At 71.4% G+C, this 16,371-nt stretch carries 16 protein-coding genes; 13 read left to right on the top strand and 3 right to left on the bottom strand.

The window, feature by feature from the left end; genetic code table 11:
- The first annotated feature begins 49 nt into the window (after positions 1-49).
- Genes IO20_RS0106730 through IO20_RS0106715 form a run of 4 tightly spaced genes read left to right on the top strand, consistent with a single transcriptional unit; the run spans position 50 to position 3,241 of the window.
- A complete protein-coding gene (locus IO20_RS0106730) occupies positions 50-1,081 on the top strand; it encodes a PhoH family protein (protein ID WP_037634789.1) in 1,032 nt (343 codons plus the stop codon).
- A 12-nt stretch (positions 1,082-1,093) separates the two neighbouring features.
- Positions 1,094-1,591: an rRNA maturation RNase YbeY gene (gene ybeY / locus IO20_RS0106725; RefSeq protein WP_030217410.1), complete on the top strand. Its 498-nt coding sequence runs from the start codon at positions 1,094-1,096 to the stop codon at positions 1,589-1,591.
- A 10-nt stretch (positions 1,592-1,601) separates the two neighbouring features.
- The gene (locus IO20_RS0106720; protein ID WP_397793008.1) at positions 1,602-2,891 is read left to right on the top strand and encodes a hemolysin family protein; all 1,290 of its coding nucleotides are present in this window, start codon (positions 1,602-1,604) and stop codon (positions 2,889-2,891) included.
- Positions 2,888-3,241: an MmcQ/YjbR family DNA-binding protein gene (locus IO20_RS0106715; protein WP_030217404.1), complete on the top strand. Its 354-nt coding sequence runs from the start codon at positions 2,888-2,890 to the stop codon at positions 3,239-3,241. Before IO20_RS0106720 ends, IO20_RS0106715 begins: the two co-directional genes overlap by 4 nt.
- Here IO20_RS0106715 and IO20_RS0106710 read toward each other — a convergent pair whose 3' ends face one another.
- Positions 3,242-4,642, bottom strand: coding sequence for an MFS transporter (locus IO20_RS0106710; RefSeq protein WP_030550409.1), 1,401 nt, complete (start codon positions 4,640-4,642; stop codon positions 3,242-3,244).
- A 167-nt stretch (positions 4,643-4,809) separates the two neighbouring features.
- Here IO20_RS0106710 and IO20_RS0106705 point away from each other — a divergent pair, with 167 nt between their 5' ends.
- From IO20_RS0106705 to era, 6 genes are all read left to right on the top strand, one after another.
- Positions 4,810-5,631 (top strand): helix-turn-helix transcriptional regulator, encoded by an 822-nt coding sequence (locus IO20_RS0106705; RefSeq protein ID WP_078946011.1) that lies wholly within the window; start codon positions 4,810-4,812, stop codon positions 5,629-5,631.
- 129 nt (positions 5,632-5,760) lie between these two features.
- Positions 5,761-6,123 (top strand): cytidine/deoxycytidylate deaminase family protein, encoded by a 363-nt coding sequence (locus IO20_RS0106700; protein WP_030217395.1) that lies wholly within the window; start codon positions 5,761-5,763, stop codon positions 6,121-6,123.
- A gap of 231 nt (positions 6,124-6,354) precedes the next feature.
- Positions 6,355-6,834 (top strand): hypothetical protein, encoded by a 480-nt coding sequence (locus IO20_RS0106695; RefSeq protein ID WP_030550405.1) that lies wholly within the window; start codon positions 6,355-6,357, stop codon positions 6,832-6,834.
- Between the two features lie 214 nt (positions 6,835-7,048).
- Positions 7,049-8,383: a hypothetical protein gene (locus IO20_RS0106690; protein WP_030550403.1), complete on the top strand. Its 1,335-nt coding sequence runs from the start codon at positions 7,049-7,051 to the stop codon at positions 8,381-8,383.
- 67 nt (positions 8,384-8,450) lie between these two features.
- Positions 8,451-9,419, top strand: coding sequence for a WxL protein peptidoglycan domain-containing protein (locus tag IO20_RS0106685; protein ID WP_030550401.1), 969 nt, complete (start codon positions 8,451-8,453; stop codon positions 9,417-9,419).
- Between the two features lie 30 nt (positions 9,420-9,449).
- Positions 9,450-10,400, top strand: coding sequence for a GTPase Era (gene era / locus IO20_RS0106680; RefSeq protein ID WP_106978595.1), 951 nt, complete (start codon positions 9,450-9,452; stop codon positions 10,398-10,400).
- A 160-nt stretch (positions 10,401-10,560) separates the two neighbouring features.
- Here the strand turns inward: era and IO20_RS0106675 are convergent, their stop codons facing one another.
- Together IO20_RS0106675 and IO20_RS0106670 are read right to left on the bottom strand one after the other, a co-directional pair.
- Entirely contained in the window at positions 10,561-10,824 is a 264-nt protein-coding gene (locus IO20_RS0106675; protein WP_030550396.1) for a protealysin inhibitor emfourin, read from the bottom strand.
- 32 nt (positions 10,825-10,856) lie between these two features.
- Positions 10,857-11,909, bottom strand: coding sequence for a M4 family metallopeptidase (locus tag IO20_RS0106670; protein ID WP_030550394.1), 1,053 nt, complete (start codon positions 11,907-11,909; stop codon positions 10,857-10,859).
- A gap of 294 nt (positions 11,910-12,203) precedes the next feature.
- Here IO20_RS0106670 and leuA point away from each other — a divergent pair, with 294 nt between their 5' ends.
- The 3 genes from leuA (at position 12,204) to IO20_RS0106655 (ending at position 16,370) form a co-directional block, all read left to right on the top strand.
- Complete coding sequence (gene leuA, locus IO20_RS0106665; protein WP_030550392.1) at positions 12,204-13,967, top strand: 2-isopropylmalate synthase; 1,764 nt, start codon at positions 12,204-12,206, stop codon at positions 13,965-13,967.
- A 229-nt stretch (positions 13,968-14,196) separates the two neighbouring features.
- Entirely contained in the window at positions 14,197-15,546 is a 1,350-nt protein-coding gene (locus IO20_RS0106660) for a choice-of-anchor A family protein (RefSeq protein ID WP_030550390.1), read from the top strand.
- 131 nt (positions 15,547-15,677) lie between these two features.
- Positions 15,678-16,370 carry a TerB family tellurite resistance protein gene (locus tag IO20_RS0106655; RefSeq protein WP_030550389.1) on the top strand — a complete coding sequence of 231 codons (693 nt, stop codon included), beginning with the start codon at positions 15,678-15,680 and terminating at the stop codon, positions 16,368-16,370.
- Position 16,371: the final 1 nt, after the last annotated feature.

The following is a 16,371-nucleotide window of genomic DNA, read 5'->3' as shown; positions in this document are numbered from 1 at the left end:
AGCGAGAACCCCTGCAACGGGAGGTATGCGCAGGCCTCAGTGCCGGCCCATGACTCAGACACCCACAGCCCACGACGACGCGCCCGGACAGGCCCGCGCCCACTTCGTCGTCCCCGCCAAGCACCCGATGGTCACCCTGCTCGGCTCCGGTGACGCGCTGCTCCGTGTGATCGAGCGCTCGTTCCCGCGCGCGGACATCCACGTCCGGGGCAACCAGGTCAGCGCGGTCGGAGACGCGGCGGAAGTCGCTCTCATCCAGCGCCTGTTCGACGAGATGATGCTGGTGCTCCGCACCGGTCAGCCGATGACGGAGGACGCAGTGGAACGCTCGATCGCCATGCTCAGGGCGAGCGAGAACGGTTCGGCGGAGGGCGGGGACGAGACCCCCGCCGAGGTCCTCACGCAGAACATCCTTTCCAACCGGGGCCGCACGATCCGCCCCAAGACGCTCAACCAGAAGCGGTACGTCGACGCGATCGACAAGCACACGATCGTCTTCGGCATCGGCCCCGCGGGCACCGGCAAGACCTATCTCGCCATGGCCAAGGCGGTCCAGGCCCTGCAGTCCAAGCAGGTCACCCGGATCATCCTGACCCGTCCGGCCGTCGAGGCCGGCGAGCGCCTCGGCTTCCTGCCGGGCACGCTCTACGAGAAGATCGACCCGTACCTGCGCCCGCTGTACGACGCCCTGCACGACATGCTCGACCCCGACTCGATCCCCAAGCTCATGGCCGCGGGCACGATCGAGGTCGCGCCGCTGGCGTACATGCGCGGCCGCACCCTGAACGACGCGTTCATCATCCTCGACGAGGCGCAGAACACGAACCCCGAGCAGATGAAGATGTTCCTCACCCGCCTCGGCTTCGACTCGAAGATCGTCATCACCGGTGACGTCACCCAGGTCGACCTGCCGAACGGGACGAAGAGCGGTCTGCGGCAGGTCCGCGACATCCTGGACGGGGTCCAGGACGTCCACTTCTCGACGCTCACGTCGCAGGATGTCGTCCGGCACAAGCTCGTCGGCCGTATCGTCGACGCGTACGAGCAGTACGACAGCCGTAACGGCCGCAACGGGAAGTAGCAGAAACCGCACATGTCGATCGACGTCAACAACGAGTCCGGTACCGAGGTCGACGAGCAGGCGATCCTCGACATCGCCCGCTACGCGCTCGCGCGCATGCGTATCCACCCGCTCTCCGAGCTCTCGGTGATCGTCGTGGACACGGAGGCGATGGAGCAGCTCCACATCCAGTGGATGGACCTGCCGGGGCCGACGGACGTCATGTCCTTCCCGATGGACGAGCTGCGTCCGCCGGCGAAGGACGACGAGGAGCCCCCGCAGGGGCTCCTCGGCGACATCGTGCTCTGCCCCGAGGTCGCCACCCAGCAGGGCAAGGACGCGCCGACGGAGCACTCCATGGACGAGGAGCTCCAGCTGCTCACCGTCCACGGCGTGCTGCACCTCCTCGGGTACGACCACGAGGAGCCCGACGAGAAGGCCGAGATGTTCGGCCTCCAGGCGGCGATCGTCGACGGCTGGCGCGCGGAGAAGGGCCTGACCGGCCCGTCCCCGGCGCCGACCGTCTCCTGACCCGGTGGACATGTCGCTGATCCTCGGCGCGGTCGCCCTGGTCGTCGTGGCCTGGCTCGCGGCCTGCGCCGAGGCCGGTCTCGCCCGTGTCTCCAGCTTCCGCGCCGCCGAGGCCGTACGGTCCGGGCGGCGCGGCGGGGAGAAGCTCGCCCAGGTCGCCTCCGACCCGACCCGCTATCTCAACGTGGCCCTGCTCGTGCGGGTCGCCTGCGAGATGGCGGCCGGCGTCCTCGTCACGTACGCCTGCCTGGAGGCCTTCCCGGAGACCTGGGAGGCCCTGCTCGTCGCCATCGCCGTCATGGTCCTCGTCTCGTACGTGGCCGTCGGCGTCTCGCCGCGCACGATCGGCCGCCAGCACCCGATGAACACGGCGACGGCCGCCGCGTACGTGCTGCTGCCGCTGGCCCGGATCATGGGGCCGATCCCTCAGCTGCTCATCCTCATCGGCAACGCGCTGACCCCGGGCAAGGGCTTCCGGAAGGGCCCGTTCGCCTCCGAGGCGGAGCTGCGGGCCATGGTGGACCTCGCCGAGCAGGAGTCGCTGATCGAGGACGACGAGCGCCGGATGGTGCACTCCGTCTTCGAGCTGGGCGACACGCTCGTACGGGAGGTGATGGTGCCCCGTACCGACCTGGTCTCCATCGAGCGGTACAAGACGATCCGCCAGGCCCTCACCCTCGCGCTGCGCTCCGGTTTCTCCCGGATCCCGGTCACCGGTGAGAACGAGGACGACATCGTCGGCATCGTGTACCTGAAGGACCTGGTCCGCAAGACGCACATCAACCGGGACTCCGAGGCCGACCTGGTGTCGACCGCGATGCGGGCCGCCGCCTTCGTGCCCGACACGAAGAACGCGGGCGACCTGCTGCGCGAGATGCAGCAGGAGCGCAACCACGTCGCCGTCGTCATCGACGAGTACGGCGGCACGGCCGGGATCGTCACCATCGAGGACATCCTGGAGGAGATCGTCGGCGAGATCACCGACGAGTACGACCGCGAGCTGCCGCCGGTCCAGGACCTCGGCGAGGACCGCCACCGGGTCACCGCCCGGCTCGACATCGGAGACCTCGGCGAGCTGTACGGCCTGGGCCCCGACGAGTACGACGACGAGGACGTGGAGACCGTCGGCGGACTGCTCGCGAAGGCACTCGGCAGGGTCCCGATCGCGGGGGCGAAGGCGGTGGTGGAGCTGCCGGACGGGCGTTCGCTGCGGCTGACGGCCGAGTCCCCGGCCGGCCGGCGGAACAAGATCGTCACCGTTCTCGTGGAACCGCTGGAACCGGAGGAGAAGCCGGCATGACCCCTGAGCAGCTGCGAGCCCTCTGCCTGGAGTTCAACGACGCGTCGGAGGAGTTCCCGTTCGGCCCCGACGTCTCCGTCTTCAAGGTCGCCGGGAAGCTGTTCGCGCTGTCGTGGCTCGACTCCGAGCCGCTGCGGGTCAATCTCAAGTGCGATCCGGACGAGGCGGTACGGCTCCGCGAGGAGCACCCGGCGATCGCCCCCGGCTATCACATGAACAAGCGGCACTGGAACACGGTGACCGTCGGAGAGCTCCCGGACCGGATGGTCCGGGAGCTCGTCGAGGACTCGTACGACCTGGTGGTCGCGGGTCTGCCGAAGGCCGTACGGCTCCGCCTCGATCGCCCCTGATCACCTGCGCCGCAGGCCCAGGGCGACGAGGGCGGCCACGCCCAGCACGATCGCCGCGTCCAGGGCGAGGACCGTGCGGACACCCCCGTACAGGTCCCCGCCGGTGGTGGCGAGCACGCCGAGCAGCGGGATGCCGACGGTGAGGCCGACCTGCTGGGTCGTGGTCACCAGACCGGTCGCCAGGCCCTGCTCCTCGTCGGGGACGCCGGAGGTGACGATCAGTCCGTACGAGATGATCGCGCCGAGATGGCACATGGAGGCCAGCGAGACCGCGACGGTCGCCAGGACCACGCCCGACTCCTCGCCCAGACCGAGCAGCGCCGCCGTGAGCAGGCCCTGCCCGACGAGCGAGCCGACGAGGGTGCGGCGGGCGCCGGTCCGGCCGATCACCTTCGACGCGAACAGTCCGGCCACGACCGACGCCACGCCCTGCACGCCGAAGACCAGACCGGTCGCGAAGGCCGACAGGCCCAGCGTCTCCTGCAGGTACAGCGTCAGGACGAAGACGACCGCCGACATCATCGAGAAGGTCACGAGACCGCCCAGGTTGCCGAAGGCGACCGTGCCGCGCCGCAGCATCGGCAGCGACACCAGCGGGGCCGGGTGCCGGGACTCGACCCGGACGAACAGGGCGAGCAGCACGATGCCCGCCACCAGCGTGGCCAGCACGTCCGTGCCGCCGAAGCCGCGCTCGGCCGCCGTCGACAGGGCGTAGATCAGGGCGAGCAGACCGCCCGTGACGGTCACCGCGCCGGGCAGGTCGAGGCGCGGTCGCTCGGAGGTCCTGGACTCGGGGAGCAGGCCAGGGGCCAGGGGCAGCACGATTACGCTGAACAGCGCCAGCAGGCCCATCGTGGAGCGCCAGCCGAGGGTGTCGGTCATGACGCCGCCGAGGATCATGCCGACGGTGAAGCCGAGCGAGAGCAGCGTGCCGGAGATGCCGAGGGCCCTGTCGCGCAGCGGTCCCTCGGGGAACGTGGTGGTCAGCAGGGACATGCCGGTGGGCACGATCGCGGCGGCGCCGATGCCCTGGAGGGCGCGTGCGGTGAGGAACGCCGCCGGGTTCCAGGCGAAGGTGGCGAGCAGCGAGGCCGCGCCGAAGAGGGCGAGTCCGGCGAGGAACAGCTTCTTGCGTCCGTAGAGGTCGCCGACGCGCCCGAAGAGGAGCAGGAAGCCGCCGGAGGGCAGCGCGAAGGCGGTGACGGCCCACTGGAGGGCGGACTGGTCGAGGCCGAGGTCGGCCCCGAGGACGGGCAGCGCCACGTTCAGTACGGAGAAGTCGAGCGACACCATGAACTGGGCGGCGCACAGCACGAAGAGGATGAGCCGGGTGCGGCCGGTGAGGGCCGGGGGAGCGGCCGGGTCGGTGGGGGTGGTCGGGGCGGAGGTCGTCGTTGCCATGGCCCCACCCTCGGCGTCCGGGAACAAGGCTGGGGAGCGGGAACTTATCCTGTTGGTCGCACCACCAGGCACCACCAGGCGTCCAGGGGGAGGAAGCACACGTGGCCACCGCTCTCGAGAGCACCAGCGCGAAGCAGCACCGACTCGGCGAACTGCGCGAGTTCCTGATGAGCCGTCGGGCCCGGATCAGCCCGGCGGAGGCGGGGCTTCCCGACGGCGGCGCGCGGCGCCGCACGCCGGGCCTTCGCCGGGAGGAGGTCGCGGTCCTCGCCGGTGTCGGGGTCTCCTGGTACCAGTGGCTGGAGCAGGGCCGGGACATCACGGTCTCGCCGCAGGTGCTCGACTCGGTGGCGCGGGTGCTGCGGCTGAGCCCGGCGGAGCGGCGTCATCTGTACGTCCTGGCGGCGCTGAACCCGCCGGCCCTGGAGGCGGCTCCCGAGGACCGGGACATGTGCGAGGGGCTGCGGCGACTCATCGACGCGTGGATGCCGTTCCCCGCGCACATCATGGACGTCTACTGGAACACGGTCCTGTACAACGACGCGGCGGCGATCGTGCTCGGGATGCGGCCGGAGATCTCGCAGAACTGCCTGGTGAACTTCTTCACCGACCCGCTGTACCGCTCCCGGGTGGGGCACTGGGAGGAGCTGGCGCCGAAGGTCGTCGCGCAGTTCCGTTCCGCCTGCTCGGAGTGCCCGGACGACGAGGGGTTCCGTGCGGTGGTCGAGGAGGCCAGGGAACTGAGCCCGGAGTTCGCGGAGCTGTGGGAGCGGCGGGACATCCTGCCGGGTGGCCAGAACCGCAAGGAGATGGAGCATCCGCTGGTCGGCACGCTGGTCGTCGAGGCGACGCAGCTCCGGGTCCCGGCCCGGCCGGACCTGGTGATCGTGATGCACACGCCGCTGCCCGAGGCGGACACGGCGGAGAAGCTGGAGTGGCTGGCGTCTCCCGCGGGGCGCCGAGGGGCGATGTACCCGGTCGCGGGCTGAGACGGGCGGCTCGCGGGGCAGGACGGATCGGGGCGCGCGGTCAGCCGGCCCGGTCGCGGGCTGAGACCGGCCGGGCCGCGGGATGAGACGGGATCCGGGTGCGCCCGGCCCGCGACCTATGCTCGGGCCATGACACTCAGCAGCGAGCACGGCGACCTCGGCGCCGAGGACCTCAAGATCATCACCCTGGCGCGGAGCGCCCGCGCCCGCAACGGCGTGCCCGAGGGGGCGGCGGTGCGGGACGAGACCGGCCGCACGTACGTGGCGGGGACCGTGGAGCTGGAGTCGCTCAAGCTGAGCGCGCTGCGGACCGCGGTCGCGATGGCCGTGGCCAGCGGCGCCCAGTCCCTGGAGGCGGCGGCCGTCGTGTCGAACGCCGAGGCCGCCACGGACGAGGACCGCGCGGCGGTACGGGACCTCGGCGGCCCGGAGACCCCGGTGCTGCTCGCGGGCCCGGACGGGCAGCTGCGCACGGCGGTCACCGCGGGCTGACACAAGCGAGCGGCAAGAGGGTCCGGCGTCCCAGGGCCCGTCCGGCGGATCACGGCCGGGTCCGCGACGCCTGGCCCTTGCGCGTTTGTGAAGGATCACCGCGACTTCTCTTGCCTTCCCCGGCGGGCTGCGCATCAATGGCAGCGACCGGTCCGACGGACCGTCAGATCCACGTCCTTCACGCAGAGTCCGCACCCCTGCGTTCGTCATCGGAAGGGGTACGAACCCGCCATGAGAAGCAGAAGCACCTTAGGGACCGTCGCGGTCCTCACCGGCGGCCTCGCCGCCGCCGCGCTCGCCTTCGCGCCGACGGCCGCGGCCGTCTCGCCGGGGTCCGCCACGGCGACGTACGACTGCGGCAGCTGGGGCGGCGGCACCGCCACCCTCGCCGCGACCCAGAGCGGCACGGCCGCGACCATCACCGTCACCTCGGCCGTCACGACACCGATCGCGGTCGGCGTCGACCAGATCAACGCCACGCTGACGATGGCCAAGGCGGGTGGCGGCACCCGGGTCTTCACCGGCAAGAAGAACCCGGCGCTCGGTGCCGGGCAGTCCGTCGTCATCGGCCCGCTGAGCGGGACCGTGGCCTCGGGCGACAGCCTCAACTCGTACTTCGCGGGTGTCGCCCTCAAGATGGTGATCTTCGGGGTCACGGTGAACTGTGACGCGGTGACCTCGCAGTCGCCGGGTCCGTTCGTCTTCAGCTGATCCCCGCGCAACCCGGACCGGTGTCGCCGTCGGCGGCACCGGTCTCCGTCGTGTCCGGGGGCCGAAACCGGCCGTGTGACCTGGGGAAACGCCCGCCTCCGGGGATCTTGCCATTATCTGATGGGTCATCAGTCGATGGCTTTCGCTTGCATTGACTTCTCTCGGCCCGCAGCCGTCAATGGCGCCCACTCATCCCTCAGGAGGGGGCACATCCATGGCACTCACCCGATCCCGGGCGGCGGCCCGAAGACGGCGCTGGACCGCCGTCCTCGGCGCCACCGCCCTCACGGTCGCCGCCGGCGGCGCACTCGCCGCCCCGGCCGGCGCGACCACCACGTCCGTGGAGGTCCAGTTCCCCACGCGCTGCGTCCCGCCGCCGATCGCAGGCATCCCGGCCATCGAAGGCACCACCACCGCCGCGATCACGGTCGACAAGAGCAGCCCCAAGGTCGGCGACACCGTGACCGTCACCTACACGATCACCAAGCCCGCCGCGTCCAACCCGGTCGACCTGGCGCTCCCGGCCGACATCATGACGCCCAGCGGCAAGGTCGTCGTCGGCGGCGCCCAGACCGGCGCGATCAACGTCACCGGACCCAAGAAGAACCCGCCGGTCCCCGGCAAGGGCTCCTTCCCCGCCTTCTCCATGACCGGCACCTTCACGGTCACCCAGGCCGGATCGATCACCCTCTCGCCCGGCGACTACAACATCCACACCAGCTACCTCATGGAGCTGGACACCCCCTGTACGGTGCTCAGCCCGCCCGCCCCGGTCTCCGAGACGGTCGTCGCGAGCCCCGTCACCAGCCCCAACGCCCGCACGCTCCAGCTCGACAGCGCCTCGGGGGACGCCGGCGTCCGGGTCACCGTCAACGGCGCCAAGTTCACCCCGCTCACCGAGGTCACCGTCGCCGGCCGCGCCGGAGCGGCGGAGACCGCCGACCGGATGACCGTCACGACCGACAGCGAGGGCGGTTTCGCCGCGCGCCTGAAGGTCAACGACGCGGCGACCACCGGGATCGTGGCCTACGAGGGCGCGGCCTGGGACCCCGAGAAGGGCGCGGGACCCGCCGCGTACAAGGTCGTCGTCCCGGCCCCGCCGAACAGCCAGACGATCACCGCGGCCGTCACGGCGGGCGAACTGTCCATGACCCAGGCCGGGGACGCCGTCCAGCTGTCGTCCGTCGACTTCGGTCAGGGCGGCGCCGCCACCGGCGACCTCAACACGGTGACGGTCAAGGACTTCCGCGGCGGCCCCGCGGGCTGGTCCCTCACCGGCAAGGTCACCGACTTCACCGGCCCCGGCGGCTCCATCGGCGCCGGGAACCTCAGCTGGACCCCGGCCTGCACCGCCAAGGCCGGCAGCCCCAGCACCTGCGCGGCCGGCTCGCCCGGCCCGGTCGGCAGCGGCGGCGCGACCCTCGCCTCCACCCCGAACGGCACCCTCACGGGCGGCGAGTTCACCGTCGGCGCCGGGCTCTCCCTCGACGTCCCGGCGTTCACCGCGCCCGGAGCGTACGCGGGCGTGCTCACCCTGACCCTGTCCTGACCGTCCGGCGGGCCGGGCGCGCACCCGCCCTGCCCGCTCCCATCCGCACCCCGGGGGGTCCGCACCCGTGCGCACCAAGCCGTACGTCCTCCTCCTGAGCGTCCTTCTCGCGGGCCTGTGCCTGGGCCCCGCGCCGAGCGCGCACGCCGCCGAGAACGGCGAGTGGGCCGTCTACCCGGCCGCCGCCCGGCTCGGCAGCCGCCCCTACTTCTTCCTCACCGCCGATCCCGGCGCCACCCTCACCGACCGGGTCACCGTCGCCAACAAGACGGCCGCCCCGCTGACCTTCCGGCTCTACGGCGCCGACGCCTACAACACCGACCGCGACGGCGGCTTCGCCGTCCGCACCCAGCGGGAGAAGCAGACCGGCGCCGGGGCCTGGATCAAGCCCGCGCAGAGCCGGATCACCGTCCCGCCCGGCAAGGCCGTCACCGTCCCGTACACCCTGACCGTCCCCGCCGACGCCGACCCCGGCGACCACCCCGGGGCCCTCGTCGCCCTCGACGAGCGGATCAGCCCCGGCGGGAAGGGCTCCGTGGCTGTCGGCGTGCAGCGCGCGGTCGCCGCCCGGCTCTACCTGCGGGTCAGCGGCCCGACCGTCCCCGCCCTCGCCGTCGAGGACGTCACCCTCGACCAGGACCGGCCGCTGGTCCCCGGCACCCGGGCCGGCAGCGCCGTCGTCTCGTACACCCTGCACAACCGGGGCAACGTCACCCTCGACCCCGAGGTCGTGCTCCGCGCCGAAGGCCTCTTCGGCCGCACCCTCCTCGAACGCGACCTCACGAAGGTGCCGTCCGAGCTGCTGCCCCGGCAGAAGATCCGACTCACCGAGCGCTGGACCGGCTCCCCGCAGCTCGACTGGGGCGACGTCACCCTCACCGCCACCGCGAAGAACGTGCGGGAGACCGGCACGGTGTCCTTCCTCGCCGTGCCCTGGGCCGCCGCCACGACCCTGCTCGCGGGGGCCGCCGCCGGCCTCTTCGGACTGCGGATACGGCGGCGCCGGGCGGCCCGTACGGCCCCGGATCCGCACTGAGGTACGTGAGGCGGGCGTCCATCGGGGACAATGGCCCCCATGAGCGCTCGCAACCAAGAAACCGAAGCCGTCCACCGGGCCGGCTTCGCCTGCTTCGTAGGCCGCCCCAACGCGGGCAAGTCCACTCTCACGAACGCTCTGGTCGGCCAGAAGGTGGCCATCACCTCGAACCGGCCGCAGACCACCCGGCACACCGTCCGGGGCATCGTGCACCGCCCCGAGGCGCAGCTGATCCTGGTGGACACCCCCGGCCTCCACAAGCCGCGCACCCTCCTCGGCGAGCGGCTCAACGACGTCGTGCGCACCACCTGGGCCGAGGTCGACGTGATCGGCTTCTGCCTGCCCGCCGACCAGAAGCTCGGGCCCGGTGACAAGTTCATCGTCAAGGAGCTCGCCGCGATCAAGAAGACCCCCAAGGTCGCGATCATCACCAAGACCGACCTGGTCGACTCCAAGACGCTCGCCGAGCAGCTCATCGCCGTCGACCAGCTCGGCAAGGAGCTGGGCTTCGAGTGGCAGCAGATCGTCCCGGTCTCCGCCGTCGGCGACAAGCAGGTCCAGCTCGTGGCCGACCTGCTGATCCCGCTGCTCCCCGAGTCCCCGCCGCTCTACCCGGAGGGCGACCTCACGGACGAGCCGGAGCAGGTCATGGTCGCGGAGCTGATCCGCGAGGCCGCGCTCGAAGGCGTACGGGACGAGCTGCCGCACTCGATCGCGGTGGTCGTGGAGGAGATGATCCCCCGCGAGAACCGCCCCGCGGACCGGCCGCTGCTCGACATCCACGCCAACGTGTACATCGAGCGCCCCAGCCAGAAGGGCATCATCATCGGCCCGAAGGGCAGCCGCCTGAAGGAGGTCGGCATGAAGTCCCGCAAGCACATCGAGGCCCTGCTCGGCACGCCGGTCTTCCTCGACCTGCACGTGAAGGTCGCGAAGGACTGGCAGCGGGACCCCAAGCAGCTGCGCAAGCTGGGCTTCTAGCCCAACCCCCACCGTCCGGCCGGAGGCCGGCGCAGCCGCGCGAAGCCCGTCAGGCCCCTCGGGCCGAGCGGTGCGAGGGCGGCGAACAGAAGAGGCCCCGAGGCAGCCGCGAAAGCCGGGCTTCCGGAGCGGCCCTGGCGCCGGGTGTCCCGCGGGTCGTCTACGCGCCTTCCTTGAGGACCCTCGCGATGAGGGTCCTCTGGGCGTCCGAGAGGCGGGGGTCGCAGCAGCGGATCGTACGGTCGTCGATCGTGATCTCGTACGCGAAGCCGTCCGGGACGCCCCGGCTCTCGTCGCTGCCCCCGTCGAGGACCTGCCCGGCGAGGTCCTGCCAGTCGCCGGCATCGGGCAGGCCCGAGGTGTCCACCTCCGCCGACCGCTCGATGCCCGCGAAACCGCCCGTGCGCCGCACTCGAATCCGCATGGGACCTGTCTACCAGGCTCCGGCGCGTCGGGTCAGTCGGTCGGTACGCCGACCGCCGCCCAGGCCTTCAGGACGGCCTGGATCTCCTCCCCGTCGCCGTACCGGGCCCGCGCCGCCGCCACCGTGGCCGCCGCGAACTCGGAGAAGCGGGCCTCGGGGGTGAGCGTCCCGCCGGTCATCACGTCGTACCAGATCCGCCCGGCCCGGTCCCAGGCGTTGCCGCCGAGCTCGGTCGCGGCCAGGTAGAAGGCGTGGTTGGGGATGCCGGAGTTGATGTGCACCCCGCCGTTGTCGCGGCCGGTGCGGACGTAGTCGTCCATGTGGGCGGGCTGCGGGTCCTTGCCGAGGACGTCGTCGTCGTACGCGGTGCCCGGGGCCTTCATGGAGCGCAGCGCCGTGCCCTGCACGTTCGGGTGGAAGAGGCCCTCGCCGATGAGCCAGTCGGCCTGCTCGGCGCTCTGGCCGTGCGCGTACTGCTTGACCAGCGAGCCGAAGACGTCGGAGACGGACTCGTTGAGGGCGCCGGACTGGCTGAAGTACTCCAGGTTCGCCGAGTACTGGGTGAAGCCGTGGGCCAGCTCGTGGCCGATGACGTCCACGGGCAGGGTGAAGTCGAGGAAGATCTCGTCGTCGCCGTCGCCGAACACCATCTGCTCGCCGTTCCAGAAGGCGTTTCCGTAGTTCTCGTCGTAGTGGACGGAGGCGTGCAGCGGCAGCCCCGCGCCGTCGATCGAGTCGTGCCCGAAGACGTTCATGAAGAGGTCGAAGGTGGCGCCGAGGCCCGCGTACGCCCGGTTCACGGTGGCGTCCGCGGTCGCCTCCTCGCCCTCGGCGCGGACCCGCTCGCCCGGCAGGTCGGTCCCCTGCCGGCAGTCGTAGACGGTGCGGTGCGGACGGCCCGCCTCGGCGGGGGCGAGCGTGGGTGCCGTGCCGGGCAGCGGCAGCACCCGGAAGGTGCGGGCGGAGGCGTCCGCGATCAGGGTGCGCCGGGCGGCGGCGGCGACGGCCGGGTTCGAGGAGTGCGCCAGGTGCTCCAGGAGGTGCGGGGGGACGATCGAGCAGAAGGCATGCGCGTGGGGAGTCATCCCCGCAATGTGGCACCGCGTGAGGTCACTGTCACGAGATGCGACGAGGATTGGCGAAATGGAGTGATCTGTCACTGATCGGCCTTGACGCGCGAGCCGTCCCGCATACTGGAACAGGACGTCCGTCTCCGACGTCCCTGGGCTAGGCTGCGGCACATCATGCGTTTCGGGCTGCTTCTCCTTAGCTGCCGCGGCGAGGGCCTGTAGTCGTAGGCCGACCCCCTCCCCGCGGGACCTGGTGTTGCGTTCGACAGTCGGCCGTCCCTCCCGTGCTGGACCCGAGGAGCCCTACGCATGTCCCAGTCGCCGTTCATCGAGCGCCCCACGCCCGTCACCAACGCCACGCAGCTGCAGAAGCCGTCCGGGATGCCGATCCACAAGTACGGCCGCTACGAGGCCGTGGTCATCCCCGACCGCACCTGGCCCGAGCAGCGCATCACCAAGGCCCCCCGCTGGCTGTCCACCGACCTGCGTGACGGCAACCAGGCCCTGATCGACCCGATGAGCCCCGCCCGCAAGCGCGAGATGTTCGACCTGCTGGTCCGCATGGGCTACAAGGAGATCGAGGTCGGCTTCCCGTCCTCCGGCGAGACCGACTTCGCGTTCGTGCGCTCCATCATCGAAGAGGGCGCGATCCCGGACGACGTCACCATCTCCGTACTGACCCAGGCCCGCGAGGACCTGATCGAGCGGACCGTGGAGTCCCTGGTCGGCGCGAAGCGCGCCACCGTCCACCTGTACAACGCCACCGCGCCCACCTTCCGCCGGGTCGTCTTCCGCGGCTCGAAGGAGCAGATCAAGCAGATCGCCGTGGACGGCACACGGCTGGTCATGGAGTACGCGGAGAAGCTGCTCGACGAGCGCACGGTCTTCGGCTACCAGTACAGCCCGGAGATCTTCACCGACACCGAGCTGGACTTCGCCCTGGAGGTCTGCGAGGCGGTCTGTGACGTCTGGCAGCCGGGTCCGGGCCGCGAGATCATCCTCAACCTGCCCGCCACCGTGGAGCGCTCGACGCCGTCCACGCACGCGGACCGGTTCGAGTGGATGTCCCGGAACCTGACCCGACGCGAGCACGTCTGCCTGTCGGTCCACCCGCACAACGACCGCGGAACGGCCGTGGCCGCCGCCGAGCTGGCCATCATGGCCGGCGCCGACCGCATCGAGGGCTGCCTGTTCGGGCAGGGCGAGCGCACCGGCAACGTCGACCTGGTGACCCTGGGCATGAACCTGTTCTCGCAGGGCGTGGACCCGCAGATCGACTTCTCCCAGATCGACGAGATCCGCCGCACGAGCGAGTACTGCAACCAGATGGAGGTCCACCCGCGCCACCCCTACGCGGGCGACCTGGTCTACACCGCCTTCTCCGGCTCCCACCAGGACGCCATCAAGAAGGGCTTCGACGCGATGGAGGCCGACGCGGCCGCCAAGGGCGTCACCGTCGACGACATCGAGTGGGCCGTGCCGTACCTGCCGATCGACCCGAAGGACGTCGGCCGCTCCTACGAGGCCGTCATCCGGGTCAACTCGCAGTCCGGCAAGGGCGGCATCGCGTACGTCCTGAAGAACGACCACAAGCTGGACCTGCCCCGCCGGATGCAGATCGAGTTCTCGAAGATCATCCAGCAGAAGACCGACACCGAGGGCGGCGAGGTCACGCCGGCCGCGATCTGGTCCGTCTTCCAGGACGAGTACCTGCCCAACCCGAACAACGCCTGGGGCCGCATCCAGCTGCGCTCCGGCCAGACCACCTCCGACACGGACGGCACCGACACGCTGACCGTCGAGGCGGTCGTCGACGGTGTCGAGACCGTCCTGACCGGCTCCGGCAACGGTCCGATCTCCGCCTTCTTCGCCGCCCTGCAGGCGATCGGCGTGGACGCCCGCCTGCTGGACTACCAGGAGCACACCATGAGCGAGGGCGCCTCCGCGCAGGCCGCCTCGTACATCGAGTGCGCCATCGACGGCCAGGTCCTGTGGGGCATCGGCATCGACGCCAACACGACCCGCGCCTCCCTGAAGGCGGTCATCTCGGCGGTCAACCGCTCCGCCCGCTGACCCGCTCGACTGCCGCTGCCCCGTACCTCCGCGTGAGGTGAGGGGCAGTCGCATGTGTGAGCTGCGTCACGGTTTCAGATTCACTTAAGGAAGATCATCCCGTCATGCCGGAATCGGCGTCATATGAGGGGAGTTGACGGTACATCGGGGAATGGCGGAAGGTCGGCCCGTCCCCTTCGGACACACCCCCCACGCGCCCCCTTCGCACCTCCCTGACCTGGAGTTCCGCATGCGTACGACCGCTGCCGTGGCCACTGTTCTCGCGGTGACCGGCGCCGCCCTCGCCTGGGCCCCCGCCGCTTCCGCCGCCGGATCCGCGACCACCGCCGAGTGCGTGACGCGGCCGCTCGGCACCGCCGGTCTCTACGCCGAGTTCGTCGAGAAGGACTCCACCCGCCACTCGGACTCCGAGGGCGCGGTCGCGGTCGGCGGCGACGCCACCTTCGGCGACCCGAAGCAGCGCTCCGGATTCTCCGTCGGCCACAAGCTCACCGGCGCCGACCTCGCGAAGCTCCCCGGCGGCCACAGTCTCGTCGTCGGCGGCACGCTGTACGCGAACCAGGTCGTCCTGGACCACGGAACCGGCGTCGCGGGCAAGGTCGTCGACCGCTCCACACCGGGCCAGGGCTTCGGCGTCGACGGCGGCAAGGTCACCGAGGGCGCCGCCCCGGTCGACTTCGCGAAGGAGTTCGCGAACCTGCGGGCGCTGTCGGCCGGTTGGGCGGGCGTCGAGCCCACCGGCGAGGTGGCCGCCTCCGGCGACGGCCTCTTCCTGACCGGCACGGACGCGAAGCTCAACGTCTTCGCGGTCAACGCCTCCGACCTGGAGAAGGCGGGCGCCATCTCCCTCAAGGTGCCGGCCGGCTCCTCGACCCTCGTGAACGTGCTCGGCACGTCGTACGACATGCAGGCCAAGCCCACGTACGGCGTGTGGCTCTGGGACGAGCGGGCCGGCGCCTTCGTCCAGGACGACTACGACTCCGGCAGCGCCGCCTTCAAGCAGGTCCGCTCCCAGCTGCTGTGGAACTTCCCGCAGGCCGAGACCGTCAAGAAGAACTACTCGTCCTGGCCCGGCACGATCCTCGCGCCGAACGCCGCCGTCTCCATGGGCGGTACGGGCTACGGCCCCGGTCACGTCAACGGCTCCGTCATCGCCGAGTCGCTCGACACGGTCCCCGGCGCCGAGACCCACCAGATGAACTTCGCAGGCTGCCTCCCGACGGAGACGAACCCCGGCCCGGTCGTCACCCCGGAGGCCCCGAAGCCGACGGAGGCCCCCGTCCCCACCCCCTCGACGACCCCCGGCGAGGGCGGCTCCACGCCGACGGCCACGGCCACGTCGACCGCCACCCCGGCGTCGCCGGAGGAGTCCGCGTCCCCGTCCGCCCCCGCCACCCCGGCGGAGACCACCACCGGCCCCGCCGCGACGCCGACCGCGGCCCCGTCCGCCACCCCGGAGGGTGATCTCGCGACGACCGGTTCGGCCATCGGCCCCGGCGCGATCGGTGCCGCCGTGGCGGCCGTCCTCGTCGGCGGAGGCTTCCTGGCCTTCGCAAAGCGCCGCCGCCGCGCTTCCTGAGGACCGCCGGGCGATGGCATGTCTCGGCCAACTCCCCACCGAAGTCGTGACGAGGTGCTGACGCCACATCAAGGATGTGGCTAACATCACGCCAACGCCGGCAGTGCAGCCGGGCCGTTGAGGAGGTGCGTATGCCGTCTGCCCGGAATTCACGTGGCGCGAAGGTGGGCGTCTGCGGAATCCGTACCTCCTGGAACACGGTCGGAGACGGCGAGTTCTTCTGCGAGGAGTGCGGGGGCGACCGCAACTACCGACGGCGCACCGGCCGCCGCAGGTTCGCCGTCCTGGGCGTCCCGGTCCTGCCCCGCGGCTGTACGGGCCCCGTCGTCGAGTGCGCCGCCTGTCACACGCACTTCGGTACGGAGGTCCTCGACCGCCCCACGACCAGCCGGTTCTCGGCGATGCTGCGGGACGCCGTGCACACCGTCGCCCTGGCCGTGCTCGCGGCCGGCGGCACCGACTCCCGCGCGGTCCTCGACCGGGCCGTGCGGGCGGTCAGGTCCGCCGGTTTCGCCGAGTGCACGGCCGTCCAGCTCGTCGACCTCGTCGAGGCCCTGGAGGCCGACACCGGACGCTTCATGCCCGAGGTGAACCCCGAGGGGACGCTCCTCGCGATCGAGCTGCACGAGGCCCTGGAGCCGCTCACCCCGCACCTGGCGCCCGCCGGGCGGGAGTCGATCCTGCTCCAGGCCGCCCGGATCGCCCTCGCCGACGGGACCTACAGCCCGGCCGAGCAGGAGGTCCTCGGCACCGTCGGGAACGCGCTCGCCCTCGCTCCCGACGACACCATCCGGCTGCTCGCCTCGGCGAGGACCGTGCCGTAGG

The sequence above is a fragment of the Streptomyces exfoliatus genome (assembly GCF_000725545.1).
Taxonomy (GTDB): domain Bacteria; phylum Actinomycetota; class Actinomycetes; order Streptomycetales; family Streptomycetaceae; genus Streptomyces; species Streptomyces exfoliatus.
Note: the sequence above shows the minus strand (reverse complement) of the source record. Positions and strands in the feature narration are given on the sequence as shown.